The organism is Mameliella sp. LZ-28 (genome assembly GCF_012274245.1).
Classification (GTDB): Bacteria; Pseudomonadota; Alphaproteobacteria; order Rhodobacterales; family Rhodobacteraceae; genus Antarctobacter; species Antarctobacter albus.
In genome coordinates this window covers 59,546-84,714 of sequence record NZ_JAANYX010000011.1, presented here as the reverse complement: position 1 = coordinate 84,714, position 25,169 = coordinate 59,546, and the positions used below count along the sequence as shown (strand labels likewise).

Below are 25,169 nucleotides of genomic sequence, written 5' to 3'. Positions count from 1 at the left end.
GCACGGCTGAACGAAAAAGCCCCCCGGAGATCACTCCGGGGGGCCCGCGCCTTCCGCTCACATGAGGGGGACGATCAGAAGCGGAAGGTTGCCCGCAGCGAGTAGGTCTGCGCGTCCACGTCCGCGCCGGAACCGCCGACGTCGTCAAAGCTATGCGCCAGCGCCTCGCCACCGATCGAGAAACGGTCGGTCACTTTGTAGTCGAGGCCGACACCGCCGACCGGCCCGGTCGCATCACCCAGCGAGCTGTCGATGCGCGCCACGCCTGCGGTCCCGTAGACCAGCGTCCGACCGAAGTCGGCACCGACCCGGCCCTTGAGCCGCATCACGTTGTCCACGTCGACGCCGCCGAGGCTGAAACCGTTGCCATCCTGGTATTCGAATTCACCACCGACGACATAATCGCCGAAGTCATAATCGTAACCGCCATAGACGCCGTAGACGCCACCGTTGTCGGATGTGCCGCCGCCCTGGGCATTCATGTTGCCAAAACTGAAGCCCACGTAGGGACCGGTCCAGTCCACGCCGACGGGAGCTGCGGGCACGACGGGCGCCGCCGGTTCGACCTCGACCGGGGTGCGGTCGATGCTGCCGGCCAGCACGGGCGCGGCGCCAAGCGATGCGGTCGCTGCGATCACTGCAAAGATGCTCGATTTCATGACTGTCTCCTTTTCTGGTTCCCTGACGCTGCGAGTGCACAGCGCGTCATGCTGAGCCGCAAGTAACGGCCCGTGATGTACATTCAACGGGTCGGAGGCCCGGTTGTTCCCTGTTGCGCGCCCTCCCCCGCGTCACCGGCCAAAGCCCGCTGAGTTTCACCAGCAGCCCGGCAAACCTCCGCCGGTTCCCTGCGGCAGTCTCGCAGGTGTGATCCGTGACACCCTTGCAATGGGCTTGCGGCAAATCGGCACTGGTCTTTTTGTCCCTACCCGGCTAGTCCCGCGCCAACTCCGGACAAAGGAACCGTCTCATGGATTTGCGCAACGTCGCGATCATTGCTCACGTTGACCACGGCAAGACGACGCTGGTGGACGAACTGCTGAAACAATCCGGCGCCTTCCGCGCCAACCAGGCCGTCGCCGAACGGGCGATGGATTCGAACGACCTGGAACGCGAACGCGGAATCACCATCCTTGCCAAGGCCACCAGCGTCGAGTGGAAAGGCACGCGGATCAACATCGTCGACACCCCCGGCCACGCCGATTTCGGCGCCGAGGTGGAGCGCATCCTGTCGATGGTCGATGGCGTGGTGCTCTTGGTCGATGCCGCCGAAGGCCCGATGCCGCAAACCAAGTTCGTGACCTCCAAGGCGCTGGCCCTGGGCCTGCGGCCCATCGTGGTGCTGAACAAGGTCGACAAGCCGGACGCGGAACCGGACCGTGCCCTGGACGAAGTCTTTGACCTCTTCTCTGCCCTCGATGCCGATGAGGACCAGCTGGACTTTCCGCATCTCTACGCCTCTGGCCGGTCGGGCTGGTGCGACGCCGAGCTTGATGGCCCGCGCAAGAATCTGGACGCGCTGTTCAACCTGATCGTGAACCACGTTCCGGAACCCAAGCAGATCAAGAAGCGCGACGACGACTTCACCATGCTGGCCGTGACGCTGGGCTCCGACCCCTTCGTGGGCCGGATGCTGACGGGCCGCGTCGAATCCGGCAAGCTGAAGGTCGGCCAGACGGTCCAGTCGATCAGCCGCATCGGTCAGAAGATCGAACAGTTCCGGGTCACCAAGATCCAGGCCTTCCGTGGTCTGCAACAGCAGGACATCGAAGAGGCCGAGGCCGGCGACATCGTCTCGATCGCGGGCATGACCAAGACCACCGTGGCCGATACGATCTGTGCCCTGGCCGTGGACGAACCGCTCGAGGCGCAGCCGATCGACCCGCCGACCATCACCGTGACCTTCGGCATCAACGACAGCCCGCTGGCTGGCCGTGACGGCAAGAAGGTGCAGTCCCGCGTGATCCGCGAGCGCCTGCACAAGGAAGCGGAAACCAACGTCGCGATCCGCATCAAGGACACGCCCGGCGGCGAAGCCTTCGAGGTCTCCGGCCGCGGCGAACTGCAGATGGGCGTCCTGATCGAGAACATGCGCCGCGAAGGCTTTGAACTGTCGATCTCGCGCCCGCAGGTCATCATGCGCGAAGAAGACGGCGTGACGATGGAACCGGTCGAAGAGGCCACCATCGACGTCGACGACGAATACACCGGCGCGGTGATCGAGAAACTGACCGGCACCCGCAAGGGTGAACTGGTCGAGATGAAGCCCGCCGGCGCCGGAAAGACCCGGATCATCGCGCATGTCCCCTCGCGCGGGCTGATCGGCTATCACGGCGAATTCCTGACCGACACGCGCGGCACGGGCGTCCTGAACCGCGTCTTCCATGGCTGGGCCCCGCATAAGGGACCGATCCCGGGCCGCCGCGCGGGTGTTCTGATCTCGATGGAAAACGGCGAAGCGGTGGCCTACGCGCTGTGGAACCTCGAAGAGCGCGGCAAGATGATGATCGGCGCCCAGGCCCCGGTCTACACCGGCATGATCATCGGCGAGCATTCCCGTGAAAACGACCTCGAAGTGAACCCGCTCAAGGGCAAGAAGCTGACCAACGTGCGGGCCTCCGGCACCGACGAGGCCGTGCGCCTGACCACTCCGATCACGCTGAGCCTGGAAGAGGCGATTGCCTACATCAACGACGACGAGTTGGTCGAGGTCACGCCCAACGCGATCCGGCTGCGCAAGCGCCATCTGGACCCGCACGAACGCAAGCGCGCCGCGCGAGGCGCCTGAACCTGCCTTGGCCCCGCCGCCCTTGGCGGTGGGGCCACCTCGGATTCCGCATCAAGAGCGTCGGACAACAGGCTGAAAAACAGGGGAATATCGGCCCCTGTAAAATCGAAAAAGGCGCGGGGTGGCAGTCCCCGCGCCTTTCCGTAACATTTGCCTGCAGCTAATTACTTGCAGGAAGCCTTCTTCGCCACGTAGTAGCCCGCCTTCACCAGGTGCTTGGACTCCTTGTAGACGGCCGGGTAGTGAACCTTGACCATCTGGCCGTTCTTGTATTCCCACTCGGTGTGGGCGGCCATGATCAGATGCTGCTTGTAGCCATATTTGGCCGGAACCCAGACCTTGTCGTAGCAGGCCACGACCTTGCCTTCCCAAGCCATCGCAGGGGCTGCGAAAGCGGCTGCGAGAAGTGCGCCAGCAAGAACTTTTTTCATGAACTTTCTCCCAAGAAATTGAAGGTATCCAAACTCTAGCCAAGAAAATCGCGCCCGCGCGACAGGAATTCCTGACTTGGCGTGGCAAAAAAGGGCAAACACCACAATTTTCTGCCCAATTCAGAGATTCTGTGGTTGGGGTGCCATAGTTTTGCAACGGTCCAGCCTGCAGGACCGGGTTCATATTTTTCCAATACGGGAACAATTACCGGAATCGAAATTTTTTGCCCCTCCGACAAGGGGTTGGACGGAATGTCGCACGAATCACTCATCTTCCCAATGGCGGGTGCTGGACTACGGCAGGAGGCCGCTCAAGCCGCCCGAACCGCGGGCGAAAAGGCGCCTATATACGGAAGAGATCGGGAATATGCGTCAGAAATCAGGGCTGACCGGGTCGCCCAGGCTGATCTCTCCGGGTTCCAGAACCGAACAACACCAGCCACCATGCCCGCGCAGGGCCGAATAGCCCCCGGGACCAAGAACCTGCTCCATCCGGGAACACGGCGCACATGGCACCTCGACCGCCAGTCGGACCGTGCCGATCCGCAATCCGAATTCCCTCAGCGCGCTCAGGTTGATACCGGAAATGACAAGGTTGCGCCGCAGCAGATCGGGCGGCAGGTCCTTCCGCCCCACCAGGGCAGCTATGACCGGCAGATGTTCCGCCTGCAGCAAGGTCACGGCCCGCTTGCCGGGCCGGCCATGATCCCCGTCCAGCCCGTCGGTTGTAATCCGGGCCCGTTCCACCGGAACCAAAACCGCTTTGCGCGCGGGCCGCAGCCCAATCCAGTCGAGCCGCCCCGGCCCCGCGAAGGACCGGCGCAGCTCTGCAAGCGGTGTCACTCGCTGGTCTCGACCACCAGCAACTCGCGCTCGGAGGCACCGCGCGCGTGGTTCAGGGCCTCCTGGTAGGCGTCGGAGTGGTAGCAATCCACCGCAGCCTCGACCGAGGGGAACCTGGCCACCACGTTGCGCGGGCGTTCCTTGCCTTCCAGCTGCACGAAACGACCGCCCCGGGCGATGAAGGTTCCACCATGCGCGGCTATGGCCGGTCCGGCCAGTTCGGCGTATTTCCCATAGGCCTCGGCGTCACTCACGGTGACATGGGCAATCCAGAGTGCGGGCATCTCAAGCTCTCCCTACAGCGGTTTGAATTACAGATTGCGCCGCTTCCATTGCGCCATTCCAGTTCTCAAGCGAAGGCGCACCGCCTTGAGCCAACGTAGCACGTCCACCACCGCCCTTGCCTCCCAGCGCCCCAACTACAGCCCGAAGAATATCAACGGCGGAAACGACTTTGGAAATTTCATCCCCAACGCCTACTGCAACCGCCACCTTGCCACCGTTTTCCGTCGCCAATACTGTAACGCCTGCGTTGCCTTGAGCCTTCAAGTCATCAATCATTGGCGGGAGGTCCTTCCCAGAAACGCCAGCCATAACGCTTGCGGAGAATCCAATCCCGCTCACATTGGTTTCTTCCGAGCCCGCGCCCTGACCCGCACCACCGGCCATCGCCAGCTCGCGGCGCAGCTGCGCCACCTCGGACTCCAGCTTCTTGCGATCTTCCAGAAGGGCCTTGACGCGGCCCGGCACATCAACGGCGCTGGCCTTCAGAACGCCCGCGACCTCGGCCAGGCGGTGATCCTGCTGCGTGAGGTAGTCAAAGGCAGCGGCACCGGTCAGCGCCTCGATCCGCCGCACACCCGCGCTGGACGCGCTGTCACCCAGGGTCACGAAAAGGCCGATGTCACCGGTCTGGCGCACATGGGTGCCGCCGCAAAGCTCGATGGAATAGGTCTGCCCATCGGCGCCCTTGCCAGAACCCGCCTGCGTGCCCATCGAGACGACGCGCACTTCCTCGCCGTATTTCTCGCCGAACAGTGCCTGCGCGCCGATTTCACGCGCGTCATCCGGGGTCATGATGCGGGTGCTCACCGGCGCGTTCTGCCGGATAAAGGCGTTCACGTCGCGTTCGACCTTTTGCAGGTCCTCCAGGCTCAACGCCTGTCCGTGGCTGAAGTCAAACCGCAGACGCTCCGGCGCGTTCAGCGAGCCGCGTTGCGCGACATGATCGCCCAACCGTTCGCGCAGCGCCTCGTGCAGCAGGTGCGTGGCCGAATGGTTGGCCCGGATCGCCGAGCGGCGCCCGTGATCCACCTCGAGCTGCAGTGCGTCGCCCTTGGCAAAAGTCCCGCGATCCACGGTGACGTGATGGGCATAGACCTTGCCGCCCGCCATCTTCTGCGTGTCGCTGACAGTGGCGCAGTCATCCTCGTTCTCAAGCCGGCGCAGCCAGCCGGTATCGCCGACCTGGCCGCCCGCTTCACCGTAGAAAGGTGTCTGGTTCAGGACGATCCACCCGCTTTGACCCTCGGTCAGGCTGTCAACCGCCTTGCCGTCCACCACCAGTGCCAGCACCTGGCCCTCGGCGGTTTCGGTGTCGTAACCCAGGAAATCAGTGGCGCCATGCGTGTCGGCGATGTCGAACCAGACGGTCGCATCCGCCGCTTCGCCCGACCCGCTCCAGGCCGCGCGGGCGCGCGCCTTCTGTTCGGCCATCGCGGCGTCAAAGCCTTCGACGTCCACTTCGCGGTTCTTCTCACGCAGCGCGTCCTGCGTCAGGTCCAGCGGAAAACCGTAGGTGTCATAGAGCTTGAAGGCCGCGGCCCCGGGCAGCGGCGCGTCGCCGTCCAGCCCGGCAAGCTCATCGTCGAGCAGTTTCAGCCCGCGATCCAGCGTCGCCTTGAAGCGCGTTTCCTCGCTTTTCAGCGTTTCCTCGATCAGGGCCTGCGCGCGGGTCAGTTCCGGATAGGCCTGTCCCATCTGGCGCACCAAGGCCGGTACCAGCCGGTACATCAGCGGATCCTGCGCACCCAGGAGGTGCGCGTGGCGCATGGCGCGGCGCATGATCCGGCGCAGGACATAGCCGCGCCCGTCGTTCGAAGGCATCACGCCATCCGCGATCAGGAAAGAGGTCGAGCGCAGGTGGTCGGCGATCACCCGGTGATGCATCTTGCCCGGCCCGTCCGGGTCGGCGCTGGTCGCATCGGCGCTGGCCTCGATCAGGCTGCGCATCAGGTCGGTGTCATAGTTGTCGTGCTTGCCCTGCAACAGCGCACCGATCCGTTCCAGCCCCATGCCGGTGTCGATCGACTGCATGTCGAGCGCCTTCATCGAGCCGTCCTCGAACTGCTCGTTCTGCATGAAGACGACGTTCCAGATCTCGATGAAACGGTCCCCGTCTTCCTCGGGCGATCCCGGAGGGCCGCCCCAGATGTGGTCGCCGTGGTCGTAGAAGATCTCTGTGCAGGGGCCGCAAGGGCCGGTCGGTCCCATCTGCCAGAAGTTGTCCGAGGTATCGATGCGGATGATCCGGTCCTCGGGAACGCCGACCTTCTTCCAGATCTCGAAGGCCTCGTCATCGGTATGATAGACCGTGGTCAGCAGTCGCTTGGGATCGATGCCGAATTCCTTGGTCACCAGTTCCCAGGCAAAGGGGATGGCCTCGGGCTTGAAATAGTCGCCGAAGGAGAAATTTCCCAGCATCTCGAAAAAGGTATGGTGACGCGCGGTATACCCGACGTTGTCGAGGTCATTGTGCTTACCGCCCGCCCGCACGCATTTCTGCGAGGTGGTGGCGCGGTTGTAGTCGCGCTTTTCCACCCCGGTGAAGAGGTTCTTGAACTGCACCATGCCCGAGTTGACGAACATCAGCGTCGGGTCGTTGCGCGGCACCAGCGGGCTGGAGGCCACAACCTCATGTCCCTGCTTTTCGAAATAATTCAGAAAGGTCGAGCGGATGTCGTTCAGGCTTGCCATTGCGGGCCTCTTTGCGGGCGAGTGATCGGCGCAGATGTAGCGGCGCCATCCGCAAGTGTCCACAGTCGCCTGTCGCCGTTGCACCCGACACCCAAAGGGGCGCCCCGAAGAGCGCCCCTGGCCTATCCGTCCTGTCGCCGGATCAGTCCTCGGTCAGTTCCGGATCGCTCTCGGGCATGTCGAAATCCAGACCATGCGCGGCGCGGATCTTGTCCTCGATCTCCAGCGCGACGCGCGGGTTTTCCCGCAGGTAGGTCTTGGCGTTCTCGCGCCCCTGCCCGATCCTTTCGTCGCCGTAGCTGAACCACGACCCCGACTTGTCGACAACGCCGGCCTTGACGCCAAGATCCAGCAGTTCGCCCATCTTCGAGATGCCTTCGCCATACATGATGTCGAATTCGACCTGCTTGAACGGCGGTGCGACCTTGTTCTTGACCACTTTGACGCGGGTCTGGTTGCCCACGACCTCGTCACGATCCTTAATCGAGCCGATACGGCGGATGTCGAGCCGCACGGACGAGTAGAATTTCAGCGCGTTGCCGCCCGTGGTCGTTTCGGGCGACCCGAACATGACGCCGATCTTCATCCGGATCTGGTTGATGAAGATCACCATGCAGTTGGACCGGCTGATCGAGCCGGTCAGCTTGCGCATCGCCTGGCTCATCAGGCGGGCCTGCACGCCGACATTCGAGTCGCCCATGTCGCCTTCAAGTTCCGATTTCGGGGTCAGGGCGGCGACCGAGTCGACCACCACCATGCTGACCGCGCCCGAGCGCACCAGCGTATCGGTGATTTCCAGCGCCTGTTCGCCGGTGTCGGGCTGCGAGATCAGCAGCTCGTCCAGGTCGACGCCCAGCTTCTTGGCATATTGCGGGTCCAGAGCGTGTTCGGCGTCGACAAAGGCGCAGACGCCGCCTTTTTTCTGCTCCTCGGCCACGCAGTGCAGCGTCAGCGTCGTCTTGCCCGAACTTTCGGGACCGTAGATCTCGATGATCCGGCCCTTGGGCAGCCCGCCGATTCCCAAGGCGATATCCAGCCCCAGCGAGCCGGTCGAGGTGGCCTCGATATCCTTGATCGGATTGTCGCCACCCAGTTTCATGATCGAGCCCTTGCCGAACTGTCGTTCGATCTGGGCGAGTGCGCTGTCCAGGGCCTTCTGTTTCTCGGCCTTACGCTTGTTGTCCATGCTCAGAAGATCTGCCGTTGCCATGCGTTTCGATCCTTATTCCATATGCCGGCGAGCGCGGCAATCGCTGCTTTCGTTCACCTCTTGTTCCCAAATCTATGGGATCAAACCGTGAACAATTCAAGTGAATTCTTTCTCTTTCCAGCTTGGCGCGTGAGGGTTAAGGCAAGGTTACCGAAACGGGAACAAATTGAATGCTCGTGTTCTGGAAAGCGCGCCTTGTCATGCTGGCGGTCCCAAAGACCGGCACTTCTGCCTATGCGCGGGCGCTGGCGCCCCTGGCGTCGATGGCGGTCTCGGACCCGCCCGAGTTGAAACATGCGCCGGTCTATCGATACAACCGTTTCTTCCGCCCGATGTTCGAGAAGATCGGTGGCGAGATGGAGCTTCTGGCGGTGATCCGTGAACCGGTGGACTGGCTGGGATCCTGGTACAGGTACCGGCAGCGTGATTTCCTGAACGGCAAGCCGACCTCGACGCGGGGGCTCAGCTTTGACCAGTTCTGCGATGCCTATGCGCGGGGTGATCGCCCCCCTTTCGCCAATGTCGGCAGCCAGGCCAAGTTCGTCGAGCCGCGGCCCAACGGTGTCTCGGTCAACCACCTCTTCCGCTACGAGAACCAGGCCGGGTTGCTTGGCTTCCTCGAAGACCGGCTGGGGACGAATATCGACCTTCCGCGCGAAAACGTCTCGCCCCGGCGCGACCTGTCTCTGTCTCCGGAGATCGACGCCAAGTTGCGGCGCAAGTGTGCCGCGGATTTCGAGACCTGGGAAAGCGCGACCTAGGTCCGCGTCGTCAGTTGAGCTGCTGGTGCACCGTCTCGGTCAGGTCCGACAGCGAGAAGGGCTTGGGCAGGAAGACGGAGTTGGGGATCTCTTCGCTGCCTTCGCCAAAGGCGTCCTCGGCGTAGCCCGAAACAAAGACCACCCGCGTATCCGGACGCCGTTCCCGCGCCTTGCGCACCCAGGTCGGACCGTCCATTCCCGGCATCACGACGTCGGTGACAAAGATGTCCACCGCCAGTTCGTCGTCATCCAGCGTCTTGAGCGCATCCTCGGCGGTTTCCGCCTCGATCACCGTGTAGCCGCGCAGGCGCAGCGCGCGGGCCGCGAAAGCCCGGACCGGGGCCTCGTCCTCGACCAGAAGAACCACGCCGGACCCTTGCTCGGGCAGCTTCCGCTCGGTCTTCTGCTCGATGGCCACGGCCTCTTGGCGGGGCGCCTCGAAGGCCGGGAACAGCAGAGTGAAACAGGTGCCCTGCCCGACCACGCTGTCGACAAAGATGAAACCGCCGGTCTGCTTGACGATGCCATAGACGGTGGACAGACCAAGCCCCGTCCCCTCGCCCGTGCGCTTGGTGGTGAAGAAGGGCTCAAAGACCTTCTGCAACTTGTCCTGCGGGATGCCCATGCCCTCATCCGTCACCCGGACGGAAACGTAGAGTCCGGGCGCCACCACCGCGCGGTCGCGGGTCATCGATTCCGTCAGTTCGCGGCGCTCCGTCTCGACCACGATCTCGCCCCCCTCGGGCATGGCGTCGCGGGCGTTGACCACCAGGTTCATCATCACCTGTTCCAGCTGTCGGCGGTCGCCGCGCACCGTCGGCAGGACGGGATCGTGTTTCAGCGTCAGCCGCACCTTTTCGCCCACCAGCCGGTTCAGCAGATGCGCAAGATCGGAGAGCGTGTCGCGCAGGTCCATGACCTCGGGCTGCATGGTCTGCTTGCGCGAAAAGGCCAGAAGCTGCCCGACAAGCGCCGCCGCCCGGTTGGCGTTCTGGTTGATCTGGACCAGGTCGCCGTAATCCGGATCCCCCTGGTCATGGCGCAGCAACAACAGGTCGCAATGCCCCGAGATCGCCGTCAGAAGGTTGTTGAAGTCATGCGCGACACCGCCCGCAAGCTGGCCGATGGCCTGCATCTTCTGGCTCTGAACGAATTGCGCCTCGAGCGTCTTGAGCTCGGTCGCGTCGTTGAGAACGGCGATCAGCGCCGTCTCGCCATCCTCGATCACGCGGTTCAGCGTGACCTGGACAAAGACCTCGCGGTCGGCGCGCGTCAGGCGCAGGAACTCGGACCGGTGCAGGCCACGGCCATCGGCAGCCTCCTGCAGCCAGTCCTTGATCGCGCGGCCCAACCCCTCCATGTGCTCGGCGAGGTGACCGGGATCGCCCTGGCCGAGGTTCAGCAAGCGACGGGCCTCGGGGTTGGCCCGCAGGACACGCCCGTCCGGCGCGACCTTGAGCAGCGGCACCGGCAGGCCATCGAAACTGCCCATCAGGTCCTGGCGCCCCGAATCCTCGGCAATGGGGGACAGCACCAGTTCCTGCCGCCCGCCGCCGATATCGGCACTATGGACCAGCACGCTTTGCCCGGCATGGGCACCCTTGAGACAATGTACCCCGTCGGGGCGCAATGGCAGGTCTGCAAAGATGTCATCCAGGCGCTTGACCCGCTGGCCGACTAGGTCACGCGCAACCGGGTTCATGTAGAGCACCGCCCCGTTGCGCCCCAGCGAGATCACCGCCAGGTCGGCCCGCGTCCGCCCGCCCGCACGTTGCGATTCGTTCTCCAGCCGCCACAACATCATGTCGGGCCGGAAGGCGCGGACGTAGATCCTGTACCCTTCGGAATGGCTGGTGACATCCTCGACCGCCGCGCCCTCGGTCAGCGCCTTTTGCTGCAACCGGTAGATGATCCCTTCGGAACTGGCAAAGACGTCGCGCAGCATGGTGGACAGCTGGATGATCCCGTCGCTGGCAAAGCGTTCGCGCGCGGTGCGGTTGCTTGTCAGCACCGCGCCTTCGGCATCGGTGAGGAAACAGAAGGCCGGTTCGGTCTCGATGAAATCCGCAAGCAGGGCCAGCCGCCGTTTTCGCCGCCCGCCGGAAACCCGGTCGACCAGCAGCCAGACCACCGCGAGACACCCGAACGCCCCCGTGGCGGCCAACGCCACAACCTGGACCGAACGCACCGTGGCCACCTGGGAAATCAACAGCGAAAGCGTCGCCAATACAACCAGTGCAGCTGCACCGATGATGGGCGTCATGCCGTTCTGTCGTTTCTGCGCGATGTCGATCGCAGCTTCCACCTTGCCCCCCGGGATCACGATTCGCTTCCTGTCATAATGCCAGCCTAGACCGTTAAGGGGACGTTAACTGTCGCCCAGGCTCGCGTCAAAGTTGTGTCTTTCAGGTATCGGTCCGCCGAAGAACCGCGGCAAAGAACCCGTCTCCACCCGATTCAGGAAGGAATTGCCGCTGCACCTCGACCGCCCAGCCAGGTCTGCGGTCCAGGAAGGCGCTGACTTGCGCGGCGTTTTCCTCGGCCAGCACCGAACAGGTCGCATAGGCCAGCACACCACCTTCGACGACGAAACCGGCCGCTTGATCAAGGATTTCGGACTGGATCGTGCAGAGGTCCGCAAGCCGCGCCTCCGTCAGGCGCCACTTGCCCTCGGGCGCCCGCCGCCAGGCCCCGCTGCCCGAACAGGGCACGTCACAAAGGACAAGGTCGAAATCCCCCTCCGGCGTGGCGGTGATGCGAACATCCGCGCCGGCCCGGGCCGCCCGCGCCGGCAGATCGACCATGCGTTTCGGCGCAGCATCGTGGGCCACGACCGGCCCGCCCCGCATCGGCGCCGCCATCGCCAGCGCCTTGCCGCCGCCCCCGGCACAATAATCCAGCACCCGCATGCCGGGTTTCAGCGGCAGCAGATCGACCACCGCCTGGCTGGCGGCATCCTGCAGTTCGACAAGGCCATCGAGATAGGTGCTGCTGCGCATGATCCCGCGGGCGCCCCCCGTCACCCGCAAGGCGGTGGCCGAGAGGTCATGCGGTTCCGCCAGGATCCCGTCCTCCGCCAGACGCGCCAGTGCCGTGTCAGGCGTCGCCCGTAACAGATTGACACGGAGAAAAACTTCGGCCCGGGAGCGGAGGGCCAGCGCCGTCGCCTCGGCCGCGGACCCGAGACTGTCCCGGAAGCGGGCGGCCAGCCAGTCCGGCAAATCCAGCGCCGCCGCCCCCTCCGGCGCCTGACCGGCGGCCTGTTCGTCTGCACCAAGCGGGGCCGGTGCATGGCCCAGCCCCGTAAAGATGGTGTCGGGATCTTCTTCCCTGAGACGGAGCAGCCCCAACAAGCGCGCCCGCCCGGTTTCGCCGCCGCCCAAGGCCGCGGTCGACCGCCAGCAGCGCAGCGCGTCGAAGACAAGGTCACGTACCGCCGCCCGGTCCTTTGACCCGGCATAGCGCGCGGCACGTCCCCAGCTGGTCAGGGCCTGTTCCGCCGCTTGCCCGGCGGCGATCCGGTCCAGCAATTCTATAGCGGCCTGAACTCGGGCGGCGGGGGTCATGGGCTGTTCTCCAACGGGGACAATCGACCCTGCCTAGCCCAGCGACACGGGTTTGACGAGACCCGTTCCCGGCGCGCCTTCCGCGCCGGGACTCAGCCATTCGCGCCTCGAACTCTCCATTGGAGAGTTTGCCGGGCAAAGCCCGGAGCGGCGCTCACCCGATCCGGTAGTTCGGGCTTTCGCGGGTGATCTGCACGTCGTGCACGTGGCTTTCCTTCAGCCCTGCCCCGGTGATTTTCACGAAGGTGCAATTGCGGCGCATCTCTTCGACCGTGGCACAGCCGGTATAACCCATCGCCGCGCGCAACCCGCCGACCAGCTGGTGCAGCACCACGCCCGCCGGGCCCTTGTAGGGCACCTGCCCCTCGATCCCCTCGGGGACCAGCTTGTCGCTGGCGGCGTCCTTTTGGAAATAGCGGTCGGCAGAGCCGCGCGCCATCGCGCCCAGGCTGCCCATGCCGCGATAAGCCTTGAACGACCGGCCCTGGTAGAGGATCACCTCGCCCGGGCTTTCATCCGTTCCGGCGATCATGGAGCCGACCATCGCGCAGGAGGCGCCCGCCGCGATTGCCTTGGCGAAATCGCCCGAGAACTTGATGCCGCCATCGGCGATCACCGGCACATCGCCGGCCGCCGCCGCGCATTCCATGATCGCGGTCAGCTGCGGCACGCCGACACCGGCCACCATCCGCGTCGTGCAGATCGACCCCGGCCCGATCCCCACCTTGACCGCATCCGCGCCCGCGTCGATCAGGGCGCGCGCGGCATCCGCCGTCGCGACGTTGCCCGCGATCACCTGCACCTCGTTCGACAGCAGCTTGGCACGCTCGACCGCCTCCAGCACTCCGGCGGAATGGCCATGCGCCGTGTCGACCACGATGATGTCGACCTGCGCATCCACCAGCGCCTGCGAGCGTTCATAGCCAGAATCGCCCACACCCGTCGCCGCCGCCACCCGCAGGCGGCCAAGGCCGTCCTTGCAGGCGGTGGGGTTCAACACCGCCTTTTCCGTGTCCTTCAGGGTCAGAAGCCCGGTCAGCTTGCCGTCCTTGTCGGTCACCAGCAGCTTTTCGATCCGCCGCGCCTTCATCAGGTTGATGGCTTCCTCGCGGTCCGCCGGTTCGGTCAGGATCGCCAGGTTGTCACGGGTCATCATCGCGTGGACCGGCGTGCCGTCATTCTCGGCAAAGCGCATGTCGCGGTTGGTGACGATGCCGACGACGCGATGCGCCTCGTCGATCACCGGGAACCCGGTGAAGCCGTAGCGTTCGGTCAGCATCCGCGCGTCGCCCAGGGTCTGGTCCGGGCGCAGGGTGACGGGGTTGTAGACGATGCCGCTCTCGAACCGCTTGACCCGCCGCACTTCGCGCGCCTGCTCCTCGATCCCGAGGTTCTTGTGGATCACCCCGATGCCGCCGGCCTGCGCCATCGTGATCGCCATCCGGCTTTCGGTGACGGTGTCCATCGCGGAACTCAGAAGGGGGATGTTCAACGCAATCGACTTGGTCACTTGCGTCCGTGTGTCTGCCGTCGACGGCAACACGCTCGAGGCCGCGGGAACAAGCAGGACGTCATCGAAGGTCAGGGCCTCGCGAATCTCCATTGGGGCACTCCTTGGGAGGGATCGGTTGGCGCGTCCCTATCGCACGGGCAGCGGGGAAAGGAAAGAGCGCGCGGCACCGCGTCTCACCCCCCTGCCCCATGCGTGCCCGGCCATCGGTCTTCCATGATCAAGTCATCCAGATCCAGACGACGGCGCCAGCCCCGCGCCTGCAGTTCCGGCTGGGCAAAGGATTCTTCGATATGACCGACGCAAAGATAGGCGACAACCTCGACATGGTCGGGCAAGTTCAACAACGCCCGCAGGTCCTCTTGTCGAAAGATGCTGACCCAGCCGACGCCCAGCCCCTCGGCCCGCGCCGCCAGCCAGAGGTTCTGCACCGCGCAAACCGTGGAATACAGGTCCATGTCGCGGTTGTGCGTGCGCCCCAGCACCACCTTGCCCCCGCGTGTCCGGTCACAGGTCACGGCGATGTTCAGCGGCGCCTTCAGGATGCCTTCGAGCTTCAGCGCGGCGTATTGGCTTCGCTTCTCGCTATCGAACATGGCCTCGGCCTCGGCATTGGCCTGTTCAAAGGCGGCGTGAACCGCGCACCGACGGGCCGGATCGCGGATCAGGAGAAAGTTCCAGGGCTGCATGAAGCCAACCGAAGGTGCCGCGTGGGCGGCCTCCAGCACGCGGCGCAGCATCGCAGGGCAGATCGGATCGGGCAGGAATTCGTTGCGCACATCCCGGCGCGCATTGATGACGTCATAAAGCGCCTGGCGCTCGCAGGCGGCAAACTTGCGCGCTTTTTCGGGCGCAACTGGGGAATCGGGCATTCTTCGGCTCCGCAAAATGACAATGACCGGACGCTGTCCAAGGCGCCGGTCGATGCCGTCAGGCCGGTCTTCTGGCTTGGGGTCTGCCGGGGCGGACGCCTTCCCGGGGCTGCCCCCAGTGGCATCTGTCCGCTCCATCCCCCTTACAGCGGCGGGCCCGCGCCGGTCTTGCACCGGCTTCCCGATTCTCCCCTCGCGAGGCACCTGACGGACGCAGAATGCGACAGGCGGGCCGACGGGGCAATCGCTGATTCTGTCCCCGGAACGCGAAACAGGCGCCCAAAGGGGCGCCTGCAACGATCCATGACGGTCAAGACCCGGTCACTCTGACGCCGCGTCGGCCTTTTTCTTTTCCGCCTTCTCGACAGCCTCGCCGATGGCCTGCACCGACCAGGCGAAATCCACGTCCAGCGCCGTGTCGAACACCCAGTAATCGCGCGGAACGTAGAAATTCGCGGCATAGCCCGTGCCACGTCCGCCCCAGGCCGCAAGGCCGTGGCAGGTCATGCAGTTGGTCTGGATGCCCATGTCGGTCGTCGTCGTGGTCCAGCCACCCGCGCCGTCCGGGATCTGCACCGTCTCGGTGATCCCGATGACCGGCGTGCCGAAACCGGCCTCCAGGTATGGATTGAAGGCCGTCACCAGCGCGCCCACGTTCTTGCCGCCGACTAGCGGCTGGGCCGGCACCAGCATCGAATAGGCCGGCGCCATCGCGTAATGCGCCGCCTGTGTGGTCAACGTATCGGGCCGGGCCGATGCCACCGCTGCACTTGAGGGCGTGTTGGGCCGGGCGGCGTCCGCCTCCCACCAGAAGGTCTGCCAGGTCCACTGCGTCGTCTCGCGAGAGGTGACATGCATGGCCACCAGCAGAGCGATAGAGGTCTCTCCGTCGGTCAGGTCGCGGCTGTCCCCCGTCGACTTGTTGACGAAAGCGGCATCCTCTTTTTTCAGGTCCACGGCGATAAAATCATCGACGGAATAGATGTTCCCCTCGGACGGGCTCTTGCAGTTCACGTCGACCCCGGTCGAGGTTGTCGGCCCCTCGAGGTCGAGATCGACATAGACGCATTGCTGCCAGAGCGTCTCTGGATAGCCGCCCTGTTTCATATCCGGGGTCCAGTTGGCCAGGTCCGGCTCTCCGGGCCAGGCGGTGAAGGCGTACAGCCTGCGGGTCTGGCCATCCGCGCCGGTCCACTCGGTGATGCGATCATCGGTGATCAGCTTGTAGACCGGCTTGACGTTCACCGCCGCATCGGGAAAGCGCACCTTGTCGCCCTGTTCTAGCAGCCGGTCCAGCACCTCCGGTTTACCTGTGCCGGTGTCCAGCAGGTATTGCGCCGAGGGCGGGCTGTAGGCCACGTTTTCCAACACATCTGTATTGACGATGATCCCCGCGGCATTTTTAACCGGCTCGGTCCCGTCCTTCTTTTCCTGCGCGGCGTTGGCCAGGAAACCGTCCACCAGCCCGTGCTTGAACATCTGGTTCGATTCGCCCAGCCGGAACTGATCTACGGGTGACTCGCCGGTGAAGACGTCGATCACATCCGCCTTGGTCAGCCAGGTCTGATAGGTCAGCCGGGCATAGGCGCCCTCCCCCTCGACAGGTTTCGTCAGTCCGGCCCAGATCCCCCAGGCGTGGGCATGGATCGCGTCACTGTTTTGCGGCTCCGCCCGGATCCAGGCGTCGATCTCGGCCTCGGGCGTCGGGAAGCGGACACCCGGCGCGGGTTCCGCAGGCATGTCGACGCCATAGTCCTGCGCCAGGGCCGTCAGCGGCAGCCCTGCCAGCGCCAAGGCCAACAACGGCCGACTCTTGTTAAACGAGTTCATTTCAGTCCCTCCAGTGCAATCAAAGATTGTATCCACATTACGCAGGGTAAGGCATTGCAACGTGTACTCAAGAGGAACTTATCAACCTTAGCGATTATTCGACCCTCGACGCGCAATGCCCCTTGTTGCGCGCGCCCCTCCGACTAGGCTGGCGCCAATCAAGGAGAGCCTCATGAGTCACGGTTACGAATCCGGTCGGCTGAACCTTCCGTTCACCGGCATCTGCACCTTTGCCAGGGCCCCCTACCAGCCCGACTGGTCCAGCCTGCAGGCCGATGCGGCAATCCTTGGCGCCCCTTTCGACGCGGGCACGCAATGGCGCGCCGGGGCACGGTTCGGCCCGCGCGGCGTGCGAGAGGCCTCGACCCTGTTCAGCTTCGGCCACGCGGGCGCCTATGACCACGAGGAAGACGTGACCTATCTGGACGGTGTGCGGCTGGTCGACATGGGCGATGCCGACATCGTCCACACCGACACCGTAACCAGCCACGCCAATATCCGCCGCGGCGTCGAGGCCGCCCTGGCGGCGGGCGCCCTGCCCGTCACCATCGGCGGCGACCATTCGATCAATATCCCCTGCATCGAGGCCTACGAGGGACGCGCGCCCTTCCATGTCCTGCAGATCGACGCGCACCTGGATTTCGTCGACGAACGGCATGGCGTCACGCGGGGGCACGGCAATCCGATGCGGCGCGCGGCGGAAAAATCCTGGGTCACCGGGCTGACCCAGCTGGGTATCCGCAACGTCTCGTCCACTGCGCGCGAGGGCTACGAGGACGCCCGCGCCCGGGGCTCCGACATCCTGTCGGTCCGGCAAGCGCGCAAGCTGGGTCCCGAAGCCACTGCCGCCCGCCTGCCCGAAGGTGTGCCGATCTACATCACCATCGACATCGACGCCTTCTGCCCCTCGATCGCTCCGGGGACCGGCACGCCCAGCCACGGCGGCTTTCTCTACTATGAGGTGCTGGAGATCCTGCAAAACGCAGCGAAGTCTCACCCGGTCGTCGGCATCGACCTTGTCGAGGTCGCCCCGGACTACGATCCGACCGGCAGCACCTCGATCCTGGCCGCGCAGTTGCTGATGAACCTGCTGGGCTTCGTCTTTCACGCCGGGCTGCCACGACCCTAGGCTGAAATCCGCATCAAATCCGCCGCGCCCCCGCAAAGGATCGCGCAGCCCCGATCACAGGCCTTGCCGTCAACGCCTTGTCGCGCTTGTGTGGTGCAGAGCACCCGACCCAGAACAGGACCCGCCCATGACCGCCCCTCTTGCCGGATACGTCATTCTTGACCTGACACATGTCCTTGCCGGCCCTTTCTGCACGATGACCCTGGCGGACATGGGGGCACAGGTGATCAAGGTCGAAACCCCGAAAGGCGGTGACGACACCCGTGCCTTTCCACCGTTCAAGGATGGGAAATCCGCCTATTTCGCCGCCATCAACCACGGCAAGAAAAGCATCGCGCTGAACCTCAAGGCCGACGAGGACAGGCTGATCTTCGAACGCCTGCTGGCCCGGGCCGACGTCATCGTCGAGAATTTCCGCCCCGGGGTTATGGAACGTCTGGGCTATGGTTGGGAAGACCTGCACGCCGCCTTTCCCCGGCTGGTCTATGGCGCTGTCTCGGGTTTCGGGCATACCGGCCCGGACGCACGGCGCCCGGCCTATGACATGGTGGTGCAGGCGCGCGGCGGCGTGATGTCGATCACCGGCGAAAAGGACCGCGACCCGGTGCGCGTGGGCGCCTCGATCGGGGACATCGTGGCGGGCATGTTCCTGTCACAGGGCATCCTTGCCGCGCTGCTGGACCGTGACCGGTCCGGCCTGGGGCGCAAGATCGACGTGGCCATGCTGGACAGCCAGCTGGCCATCCTGGAACACGCGGTGGCGCTGACCACGGTGACCGGCAAGGCGCCGGGACCCTCCGGCGCGCGGCATCCCTCGATCACGCCCTTCGAGACCTTCCATGCCTCCGACGGGCTGTTCGTGATCGCCGCCGGCAATGACCGACTGTTCGAGAAGCTCTGTATCGCGCTGGATCTGCCGATCTCGGACGATCCGCGCTTTGCCACCAACCCGGCGCGCTGTGACAACGCCCGCCTGCTGAAGCGCCTGATCGAGGCGGTGACGCTGGAGAACACCCGCGCCTACTGGATCTCTCGGCTGACCGCGGCTGGCATCCCCACGGGGCCGATCCAGGACGTCGGACAGGTGTTGAAGGACCCGCAGATCCTGGCCCGGAACATGGTGGTGGACGTGCTCGACAAGAATGGGCGTCAGGCCTACAAGGCCGCCGGAAACCCGATCAAGATGACCGACGCGCCGGACCCCAAGTCGCGCCCCCCCGCGCCCGATCTCGACGGCAACCGGGGCGAAATCCTGCGCTGGCTCGAACAGGGCTGACCCCGACCCGCAGACATGTGCCGCACCGGGCCGCTGCCCGGCGCGCCGTGCCGTTTTCCGCCCTGATCCTGACGCCTTGCGTCTTTCCCTCGCCGGTGCAGCCGCTATGGTCCGCCCAACCCGGAGGTTCGCTTCATGACCAAAGATCCGCTTGTCGTCTTCACCCCGTCCGGAAAGCGCGGCCGCTTTCCCGTCGGCACCCCTGTCCTGACCGCCGCCCGCCAGCTGGGCGTCGATCTCGATTCCGTCTGCGGCGGGCGCGGCATCTGTTCGAAATGCCAGATCACGCCGTCCTACGGCGATTTCCCGAAACACGGCGTACATGTCGCCCAGGATGCCCTGTCCGAGTGGAACAAGGTCGAGGAACGCTATGACCAGAAACGCGGGCTGAAACCCGGGCGCCGTCTTGGTTGTCAGGCCACGGTACAGCGCGACGTGGTGATCGACGTGCCCGCAGAAAGCCAGGTGCACCGCCAGGTGGTGCGCAAGGCCGCCACCGCCCGCGTGATCGAGATGGACCCGGCCACGCGGATCTTCTACGTCGAGGTCGAAGAACCCGACATGCACGAACCCACGGGCGACCTGGAACGCCTTGCCCGTGCGCTCAGGGCGCAATGGGACATCCCCGAGATCACGGCGGAATTCTCTCTTCTGGGCCAGTTGCAGCCGATCCTGCGCAAGGGCGACTGGAAGATCACCGTGGCCCTGCACAAGTCCTCGGTCGAGGCCACGCCGCGCCTGATCGCCGCCTGGCCCGGCCTGCACGAGGCCGGCATCTACGGCCTGGCCATCGACCTCGGCTCCACCACCATCGCGGCGCATCTGACCAACCTCGACACCGGCGAGGTCGTCGCCTCCTCCGGCATCATGAACCCGCAGATCCGCTTTGGCGAAGACCTGATGAGCCGGGTGTCCTACGCGATGATGAACCCCGGCGGCGATGCCGAGATGACCCGCGCCGTGCGCGAGGCCATCGACACGCTGGCGGTGGAGATCGCCAAGGAGGCCGGGATTGCGCCCTCGCTGATCCTGGAGACCGTGTTCGTCTGCAACCCGGTGATGCATCACCTGCTGCTGGGGATCGACCCTGTCGAACTGGGACAGGCGCCCTTTGCGCTCGCCACATCCAATTCCCTGACCCTGACGGCGCGCGACCTCGACCTGGCCTCCCTGCCCGCCTCGGCGCAGGTCTACGTCCTGCCCTGCATCGCGGGCCATGTCGGCGCCGATGCCGCCGCCGTCGCCCTGTCAGAGGAACCGGGCAAGTCCGAGGACCTGGTCCTGGTCGTGGACGTCGGCACCAACGCCGAGATCCTGCTTGGCGACAAGACCCGCGTGCTGGCCTGTTCCTCGCCCACCGGCCCCGCCTTCGAGGGCGCGCAGATCAGTTCCGGGCAGCGTGCAGCCCCCGGTGCCATCGAGGCCATCCGCATCGACCCCGAAACCAAGGAGCCCCGTTTCCGTGTCATCGGCTGTGACAAGTGGTCGAACGAAGAGGGCTTCTGGGAGGAAGCGGCGGCCACCGGTATCACCGGCATCTGCGGCTCGGGCATCATCGAGGCGGTGGCGGAACTGCGCACCGCCGGCCTGCTGGACCCCTCGGGCCTGATCGGCGGGCCAGCCCAGACCGGTACGGATCGCTGTTTCCCCGAGGGCCGAACCCACAGCTACCTGATCCATGACGCCACCGCCGAGGGCGGGCCGCGCATCACCGTCACCCAGGGCGACATTCGCGCCATCCAGCTGGCCAAATCCGCGCTTTATGCCGGCGCGCGCCTGTTGATGGACACGCGCGGCGTCGACAAGGTGGACCGCGTGGTGCTGGCGGGGGCCTTCGGCGCGCATATCTCGCCCCAGCACGCGATGGTGCTGGGCATGATCCCGGATGTGCCGCTGGACAAGGTGACCAGCGCGGGCAATGCCGCCGGGACCGGCGCGCGCATCGCGCTGTGCAACCTTGCCGCCCGGCGCGAGATCGAGCGCGTGGTGCGCGAGATCACCAAGGTGGAAACCGCGATCGAGCCCAAGTTCCAGGAGCATTTCGTCAACGCCAACGCGATCCCGCACGCCACCGACGCCTTTCCGGAACTGCACAAGATCGTCACCCTGCCGCAGGTCAGCTTCAACACCGGCGGCGAGGACGGCGGCGGACGCCGCAGGCGGCGGCGCGGATAGGCACGACGGAGCGGAGCCTGCCCTGGCCCACACCGCGCGCGGCTCCCCCCTATGGGCATTCTTGGGCCAGGGAAACAGGGAACGCCACGCTTCGTGCTTCTTCTTGGTCCAAATACCCTGGGGGTGAATGCGCCTTGGCGCAGAGGGGGCAAAGCCCCCTTACAACAGGCCGCGCCCCGCGAGGTTTCGCATCAGAGCCGAGGTGCCAAAGGTCCAGGGAGCGCATTCGGTGGAGAGCCGCACGGTGTTCTGCAGGCTGCCCAGCTGCGGCTCGGAAATCTCGACCACGTCGCCCAGCTTGTGCGTAAACCCTTCGCCGGGAATGTCGCGATCCTCGGTCGGGGCAAAGAGCGTGCCCAGCATCAGGAAAAACCCGTCCGGATACTGGTGATGCGCGCCGCAGGTCTGCGCCACCAGGTCCTCGGGATCGCGGCTGATCTCGGACATGCTGCTGCGTCCGTTCAGGACAAACCCGTCAGTGCCGGTCACGGTCAGCGTCAGTTCCGCCCGGCGCACGTCGTCCAGCCCATAGCTGTCATCAAACAGCCGCAGCATCGGCCCCACGGCGCAGGAGGCGTTGTTGTCCTTGGCCTTGCCCAACAGCAGCGCGGACCGCCCCTCGACGTCCCGCAGGTTGACGTCATTGCCAAGGGTCGCGCCCCGGATACGGCCCTTCCCGTCGCAGGCCAGCACGATCTCGGGTTCGGGGTTGTTCCAGGTCGATACGGGATGCAGCCCGACGCTGGCGCCAAAGCCCACGGCGGACATGGGCTGGGCCTTGGAAAAGACCTCGGCATAGGGGCCGATCCCCACCTCCAGGTATTGCGACCAGACGCCATCGGCGATCAGCACCTCCTTGAGCTGCCCGGCCTTGTCCGATCCGGGTTCCACCGCGCGCAGGCTTTCGCCGAGGATGGCGGTACAGCGTTCGCGGATCGCCAGCGCCCGGGCCGGATCGCCCTTGGCCTGTTCCTCGATCACCCGTTCCAGCATCGACGAGACAAAGGTGACGCCGCAGGCCTTGACCGGTTGCAGATCACAGGGCGCCTGCAAGTATGGCCCCTGCGGATCTTCGGTGGATGCCTCCGCCAGCGCCTCGAGTGTGCCAAGGCTGTCGCCGGGCGCGTTCTGCGCAAAGCTCACCGGGTCGTCCAGGTCCAGCAGCGCCTGCATCGTGGGCACCTCGCGGCAGGTGATGTCCAACGCCTCGGCGCCGCGCCGCGCGATCAGCGCGGGGCCGTTGCGATCCGGCCGCCAGGCGCGGCCGACAAAGGTGCCTGTCTGGGGCAATGCAAGTGTCATGGTTCGGTCCTCCCGGGATCTTTGTTCTTGCCGAAGGGTCTAGAGGAAATGCCGCCCGCACGGAACCATCCCGAGTGTGATCGGTTTGATCTTGAACCGCCTCGGGTCCTGCGGTATCCAATCCGTCGCTGCGGGTGTAGTTCAATGGTAGAACGGCAGCTTCCCAAGCTGCATACGAGGGTTCGATTCCCTTCACCCGCTCCAATCCTCCTCATCGTGCACCTGTCACAGGGCCGGCGCCAGCCGCGCCTGCAATCGGGCCACGTCAGCCCTGAGGTCGCCAGAGATCGGGCCCTCGCGCGGGCTGTCCAAAAGCGTCGTGAACAGCGCCTCCTCCGGCTGCCCCTTGCGGTGCCAGACAAGCGCCCGCAGCACGGCCTCGGCCTCTTGCGGCAGGCGCTCCGGGACCTGCTTTCCGGCAATCTCGCCCCAGACCGCCGTCCAGCAACGCGCCACCGTCCAGGGATTGTAGCCGCCCCCGCCCGAGACGATCATCCGCGGCGCCAGCGGGCGCAGCGCCCGGACCGTCGTAACATGACTGCGATTGGACAGGCTCAGCCGGGCCAATGGGTCCTCGGCCAGAGCATCCGCCCCGCATTGCAGAAAGATCGCCTCGGGCCGGAATGCCTCGACCGCCGGCAGGATCATCTCCTCCAGCACCAACTTGAATTCCGTGTCGTTGAACCCGCGCGCCACCGGCAGGTTGAAGGCAGAACCGCCGGCCCTGTCCTCCAGCGCGCCGGTAAAGGGCCAGCGCCGCGCCTCGTGGATCGAGATCATGCGCACCCGCTCGCTGCCCTCAAAGGCCAGTTCGACCCCATCGCAATGATGCGCGTCGATGTCGACATAGGCCACCCGCTGCAGACCCATGTCCAGAAGGCGGCGGATGGTCAGCACCGGCTCGTTCAGGAAACAGAAACCCGCCGCGGCATCGGGCAACCCGTGATGCTGTCCCCCGCCGGGGTTGTGCACGATCCCGCCATCACGGACCAGTTCCGCCGCCAGCAGCCCGCCACCCACCGCCGTCGCGGGCCTGCGGTACATCTCGGGGAACACCGGGTTCGACAGGGTGCCCAGCCCGTGACGTGCCCGCACCTCGTCACTGACCTGCTGCGCGGCCTCGGCGGCCTGCAACGCATTGATATAGGCGGGGGTGTGAAACCCTGTCAGCGCCACCGGCTTGGCGCGGGGCGAGGGGCGATAACGATTGTCCGGCACCCAGCCAAGCGCCCGCGCCAGATCGGTCACTGCCGGCACCCGCTGGATCGACAGCGGATGACGTGGGCCATAGACCGAGCCGCGGTAGATGCGCGAGCCTATGAAGACGGGGCTGGACATGTGGGCAGAGTTAGAGCCTTCTGTCGCCAAAGGAAATCCGGCCCGCATTGAACCTTTCCCGGGACCAGCCTATTCAAACCGACATGTCACAAGTGCCTTCTTTCCGCCTGGTCTGGCAGACAGCCCTCATGTTGTGTTTCGGCGCGCTTGGCGGGGGCCTTGCCAGCCTGGTGCACCTTCCCATGCCCTGGATGCTGGGCGGGCTGTTTGCCTCGGCCCTGGTCATCCTGATCTGGGCGCCGCCCATCCTCGCAGACTACAGTTTCCCGATGCCCTTCCGGACCGGGTTCGTTGCCCTGATCGGGGTGATGATCGGCACCCAGGTCACGGCGGAACTGGTGGCCCTGGCGGGCAAACTGCCCTGGACGATGGCCGGGCTGGTCGTTTTCGTGGTGCTGGCCCATTTCGGAAACATGGCGATCTTTCGCTACCTTGGCGGATATGACCGCGCCACGGCCTTCTACTCGGGCACGCCGGGCGGGTTGATGGAAAGCATCGTCATGGGTGAAGGCGCGGGCGCGGACATCCGCATCCTGACCGCCCAGCAATTCCTGCGCATCATCGTGGTGATCACGCTCCTGCCGTTGGGGCTCTCGCTCTGGATGGGGGCGCCGGTGGGCAGCGCGGCGGGGCTGCAATCCGCGATGGGGCAATCCCGGGTGACGCCGCTGGCACTGGTGACGATCGCGCTGGCGGCGGGGCTGGGGTTGTACCTTGCCCGCCTCATCCGCCTGCCCGCCGCCCAGTTGAGCGGTCCGATGATCCTCGCGGCCCTGGCCACGGTGACCGGGGTGCTGGACCTGCACCTGCCGATCTGGCTGATCGCCAGTGCGCAACTGGTGATCGGCGTCAGCTTGGGAATGCGGTTCAAGGGCGTGAACATGGCGCTCCTGCGTCGCTGCGCCTGGCTGGCACTGGTCTCGGTGGCCTACATGCTGGTGCTGGGGGGAGTCCTGTCCGCCTTGCTCTGGCAGATCACCGGCATCGAATGGCTGCACCTCTTGATCAGTTTCTCCCCCGGCGGCGTGGCGGAAATGTCCATCGTCGCGCTCAGCCTTGCCGCCAACCCGGCGCTGGTCAGCCTGCATCACGTCGCCCGCATCCTGATGACCGTGGTGGAACTGAGCGTGGCCGCCCGCCTGCTCGGTATGCGCTGAGCGCC

Annotated in this window: 19 protein-coding genes, 1 tRNA gene and 1 riboswitch; of the genes, 7 read left to right on the top strand and 13 right to left on the bottom strand. The window is 65.3% G+C overall.

Going from position 1 to position 25,169, the window contains the following annotated elements; all coding sequences use genetic code 11:
- Window positions 1-74 precede the first annotated feature (74 nt).
- Window positions 75-659 (bottom strand): outer membrane protein, encoded by a 585-nt coding sequence (locus G9Q80_RS07005; protein WP_043145151.1) that lies wholly within the window; start codon window positions 657-659, stop codon window positions 75-77.
- A 311-nt stretch (window positions 660-970) separates the two neighbouring features.
- On the opposite strand from G9Q80_RS07005, the gene typA reads away from it, so the two are divergent.
- Complete coding sequence (gene typA / locus G9Q80_RS07000; protein WP_088668607.1) at window positions 971-2,788, top strand: translational GTPase TypA; 1,818 nt, start codon at window positions 971-973, stop codon at window positions 2,786-2,788.
- A gap of 164 nt (window positions 2,789-2,952) precedes the next feature.
- On the opposite strand, the gene G9Q80_RS06995 is transcribed toward typA, so the two are convergent.
- The 5 genes from G9Q80_RS06995 to recA form a co-directional block, all read right to left on the bottom strand.
- On the bottom strand, window positions 2,953-3,219 hold the full coding sequence (locus G9Q80_RS06995; protein WP_043145159.1) for a hypothetical protein: 267 nt from the start codon (window positions 3,217-3,219) through the stop codon (window positions 2,953-2,955).
- 372 nt (window positions 3,220-3,591) lie between these two features.
- Entirely contained in the window at window positions 3,592-4,062 is a 471-nt protein-coding gene (locus G9Q80_RS06990; RefSeq protein ID WP_088713905.1) for an MOSC domain-containing protein, read from the bottom strand.
- Window positions 4,059-4,346, bottom strand: coding sequence for a DUF1330 domain-containing protein (locus G9Q80_RS06985; RefSeq protein WP_074620940.1), 288 nt, complete (start codon window positions 4,344-4,346; stop codon window positions 4,059-4,061). The genes G9Q80_RS06990 and G9Q80_RS06985 overlap by 4 nt, the downstream gene beginning before the upstream one ends.
- Before the next feature lies 1 nt (window position 4,347).
- The gene (gene alaS / locus G9Q80_RS06980) at window positions 4,348-7,038 is read right to left on the bottom strand and encodes an alanine--tRNA ligase (protein WP_088713906.1); all 2,691 of its coding nucleotides are present in this window, start codon (window positions 7,036-7,038) and stop codon (window positions 4,348-4,350) included.
- A 142-nt stretch (window positions 7,039-7,180) separates the two neighbouring features.
- Window positions 7,181-8,248, bottom strand: a complete 1,068-nt coding sequence (recA, locus tag G9Q80_RS06975) for a recombinase RecA (RefSeq protein ID WP_043145166.1) — start codon at window positions 8,246-8,248, stop codon at window positions 7,181-7,183.
- 170 nt (window positions 8,249-8,418) lie between these two features.
- Between recA and G9Q80_RS06970 the strand changes: the two genes are divergently transcribed.
- Entirely contained in the window at window positions 8,419-9,009 is a 591-nt protein-coding gene (locus tag G9Q80_RS06970) for a gamma-glutamyl kinase (protein ID WP_088713907.1), read from the top strand.
- Window positions 9,010-9,019: 10 nt separating this feature from the next.
- On the opposite strand, the gene G9Q80_RS06965 is transcribed toward G9Q80_RS06970, so the two are convergent.
- The 5 genes from G9Q80_RS06965 to G9Q80_RS06945 form a co-directional block, all read right to left on the bottom strand.
- The gene (locus tag G9Q80_RS06965; RefSeq protein WP_082024736.1) at window positions 9,020-11,272 is read right to left on the bottom strand and encodes an ATP-binding protein; all 2,253 of its coding nucleotides are present in this window, start codon (window positions 11,270-11,272) and stop codon (window positions 9,020-9,022) included.
- A 142-nt stretch (window positions 11,273-11,414) separates the two neighbouring features.
- On the bottom strand, window positions 11,415-12,575 hold the full coding sequence (locus G9Q80_RS06960; protein WP_088713908.1) for an RsmB/NOP family class I SAM-dependent RNA methyltransferase: 1,161 nt from the start codon (window positions 12,573-12,575) through the stop codon (window positions 11,415-11,417).
- A 154-nt stretch (window positions 12,576-12,729) separates the two neighbouring features.
- Entirely contained in the window at window positions 12,730-14,178 is a 1,449-nt protein-coding gene (gene guaB / locus G9Q80_RS06955; RefSeq protein WP_043145171.1) for an IMP dehydrogenase, read from the bottom strand.
- Window positions 14,179-14,261: 83 nt separating this feature from the next.
- Complete coding sequence (gene bluB, locus G9Q80_RS06950) at window positions 14,262-14,957, bottom strand: 5,6-dimethylbenzimidazole synthase (RefSeq protein ID WP_088713909.1); 696 nt, start codon at window positions 14,955-14,957, stop codon at window positions 14,262-14,264.
- Between the two features lie 44 nt (window positions 14,958-15,001).
- Window positions 15,002-15,180: riboswitch (cobalamin riboswitch) on the bottom strand.
- A gap of 98 nt (window positions 15,181-15,278) precedes the next feature.
- Window positions 15,279-16,787: a hypothetical protein gene (locus G9Q80_RS06945; protein WP_133066352.1), complete on the bottom strand. Its 1,509-nt coding sequence runs from the start codon at window positions 16,785-16,787 to the stop codon at window positions 15,279-15,281.
- Between the two features lie 172 nt (window positions 16,788-16,959).
- Here G9Q80_RS06945 and G9Q80_RS06940 point away from each other — a divergent pair, with 172 nt between their 5' ends.
- The 3 genes from G9Q80_RS06940 to G9Q80_RS06930 all read left to right on the top strand — a co-directional run bounded on the left by G9Q80_RS06940 (window position 16,960) and on the right by G9Q80_RS06930 (window position 21,367).
- Window positions 16,960-17,916, top strand: coding sequence for an agmatinase (locus G9Q80_RS06940; protein WP_088713911.1), 957 nt, complete (start codon window positions 16,960-16,962; stop codon window positions 17,914-17,916).
- A 127-nt stretch (window positions 17,917-18,043) separates the two neighbouring features.
- A complete protein-coding gene (locus tag G9Q80_RS06935) occupies window positions 18,044-19,192 on the top strand; it encodes a CaiB/BaiF CoA transferase family protein (RefSeq protein ID WP_088713912.1) in 1,149 nt (382 codons plus the stop codon).
- A 135-nt stretch (window positions 19,193-19,327) separates the two neighbouring features.
- Window positions 19,328-21,367 carry an ASKHA domain-containing protein gene (locus G9Q80_RS06930; RefSeq protein ID WP_088713913.1) on the top strand — a complete coding sequence of 680 codons (2,040 nt, stop codon included), beginning with the start codon at window positions 19,328-19,330 and terminating at the stop codon, window positions 21,365-21,367.
- A gap of 159 nt (window positions 21,368-21,526) precedes the next feature.
- On the opposite strand, the gene G9Q80_RS06925 is transcribed toward G9Q80_RS06930, so the two are convergent.
- The gene (locus G9Q80_RS06925) at window positions 21,527-22,669 is read right to left on the bottom strand and encodes a fumarylacetoacetate hydrolase family protein (RefSeq protein ID WP_088713914.1); all 1,143 of its coding nucleotides are present in this window, start codon (window positions 22,667-22,669) and stop codon (window positions 21,527-21,529) included.
- Between the two features lie 130 nt (window positions 22,670-22,799).
- Here G9Q80_RS06925 and G9Q80_RS06920 point away from each other — a divergent pair.
- Window positions 22,800-22,873, top strand: a tRNA-Gly gene (locus G9Q80_RS06920).
- Between the two features lie 21 nt (window positions 22,874-22,894).
- Here the strand turns inward: G9Q80_RS06920 and G9Q80_RS06915 are convergent.
- Window positions 22,895-24,007, bottom strand: a complete 1,113-nt coding sequence (locus G9Q80_RS06915; RefSeq protein ID WP_088713915.1) for an acetoin utilization protein AcuC — start codon at window positions 24,005-24,007, stop codon at window positions 22,895-22,897.
- An 83-nt stretch (window positions 24,008-24,090) separates the two neighbouring features.
- Between G9Q80_RS06915 and G9Q80_RS06910 the strand changes: the two genes are divergently transcribed.
- A complete protein-coding gene (locus G9Q80_RS06910; RefSeq protein ID WP_088714152.1) occupies window positions 24,091-25,164 on the top strand; it encodes an AbrB family transcriptional regulator in 1,074 nt (357 codons plus the stop codon).
- Window positions 25,165-25,169: the final 5 nt, after the last annotated feature.

Excerpts from the sequence above, each read along its gene's own strand:
- G9Q80_RS07005 (WP_043145151.1), bottom strand. The coding sequence starts at position 659 with ATGAAATCGAGCATCTTTGCAGTGATCGCAGCGACCGCATCGCTTGGC.
- typA (WP_088668607.1), top strand. The coding sequence starts at position 971 with ATGGATTTGCGCAACGTCGCGATCATTGCTCACGTTGACCACGGCAAG.
- G9Q80_RS06995 (WP_043145159.1), bottom strand. The coding sequence starts at position 3,219 with ATGAAAAAAGTTCTTGCTGGCGCACTTCTCGCAGCCGCTTTCGCAGCC.
- G9Q80_RS06985 (WP_074620940.1), bottom strand. The coding sequence starts at position 4,346 with ATGCCCGCACTCTGGATTGCCCATGTCACCGTGAGTGACGCCGAGGCC.
- alaS (WP_088713906.1), bottom strand. The coding sequence starts at position 7,038 with ATGGCAAGCCTGAACGACATCCGCTCGACCTTTCTGAATTATTTCGAA.
- recA (WP_043145166.1), bottom strand. The coding sequence starts at position 8,248 with ATGGCAACGGCAGATCTTCTGAGCATGGACAACAAGCGTAAGGCCGAG.
- G9Q80_RS06970 (WP_088713907.1), top strand. The coding sequence starts at position 8,419 with ATGCTCGTGTTCTGGAAAGCGCGCCTTGTCATGCTGGCGGTCCCAAAG.
- G9Q80_RS06965 (WP_082024736.1), bottom strand. The coding sequence starts at position 11,272 with ATGACGCCCATCATCGGTGCAGCTGCACTGGTTGTATTGGCGACGCTT.
- G9Q80_RS06960 (WP_088713908.1), bottom strand. The coding sequence starts at position 12,575 with ATGACCCCCGCCGCCCGAGTTCAGGCCGCTATAGAATTGCTGGACCGG.
- guaB (WP_043145171.1), bottom strand. The coding sequence starts at position 14,178 with ATGGAGATTCGCGAGGCCCTGACCTTCGATGACGTCCTGCTTGTTCCC.
- bluB (WP_088713909.1), bottom strand. The coding sequence starts at position 14,957 with ATGCCCGATTCCCCAGTTGCGCCCGAAAAAGCGCGCAAGTTTGCCGCC.
- G9Q80_RS06945 (WP_133066352.1), bottom strand. The coding sequence starts at position 16,787 with ATGAACTCGTTTAACAAGAGTCGGCCGTTGTTGGCCTTGGCGCTGGCA.
- G9Q80_RS06940 (WP_088713911.1), top strand. The coding sequence starts at position 16,960 with ATGAGTCACGGTTACGAATCCGGTCGGCTGAACCTTCCGTTCACCGGC.
- G9Q80_RS06935 (WP_088713912.1), top strand. The coding sequence starts at position 18,044 with ATGACCGCCCCTCTTGCCGGATACGTCATTCTTGACCTGACACATGTC.
- G9Q80_RS06930 (WP_088713913.1), top strand. The coding sequence starts at position 19,328 with ATGACCAAAGATCCGCTTGTCGTCTTCACCCCGTCCGGAAAGCGCGGC.
- G9Q80_RS06925 (WP_088713914.1), bottom strand. The coding sequence starts at position 22,669 with ATGACACTTGCATTGCCCCAGACAGGCACCTTTGTCGGCCGCGCCTGG.
- G9Q80_RS06915 (WP_088713915.1), bottom strand. The coding sequence starts at position 24,007 with ATGTCCAGCCCCGTCTTCATAGGCTCGCGCATCTACCGCGGCTCGGTC.
- G9Q80_RS06910 (WP_088714152.1), top strand. The coding sequence starts at position 24,091 with ATGTCACAAGTGCCTTCTTTCCGCCTGGTCTGGCAGACAGCCCTCATG.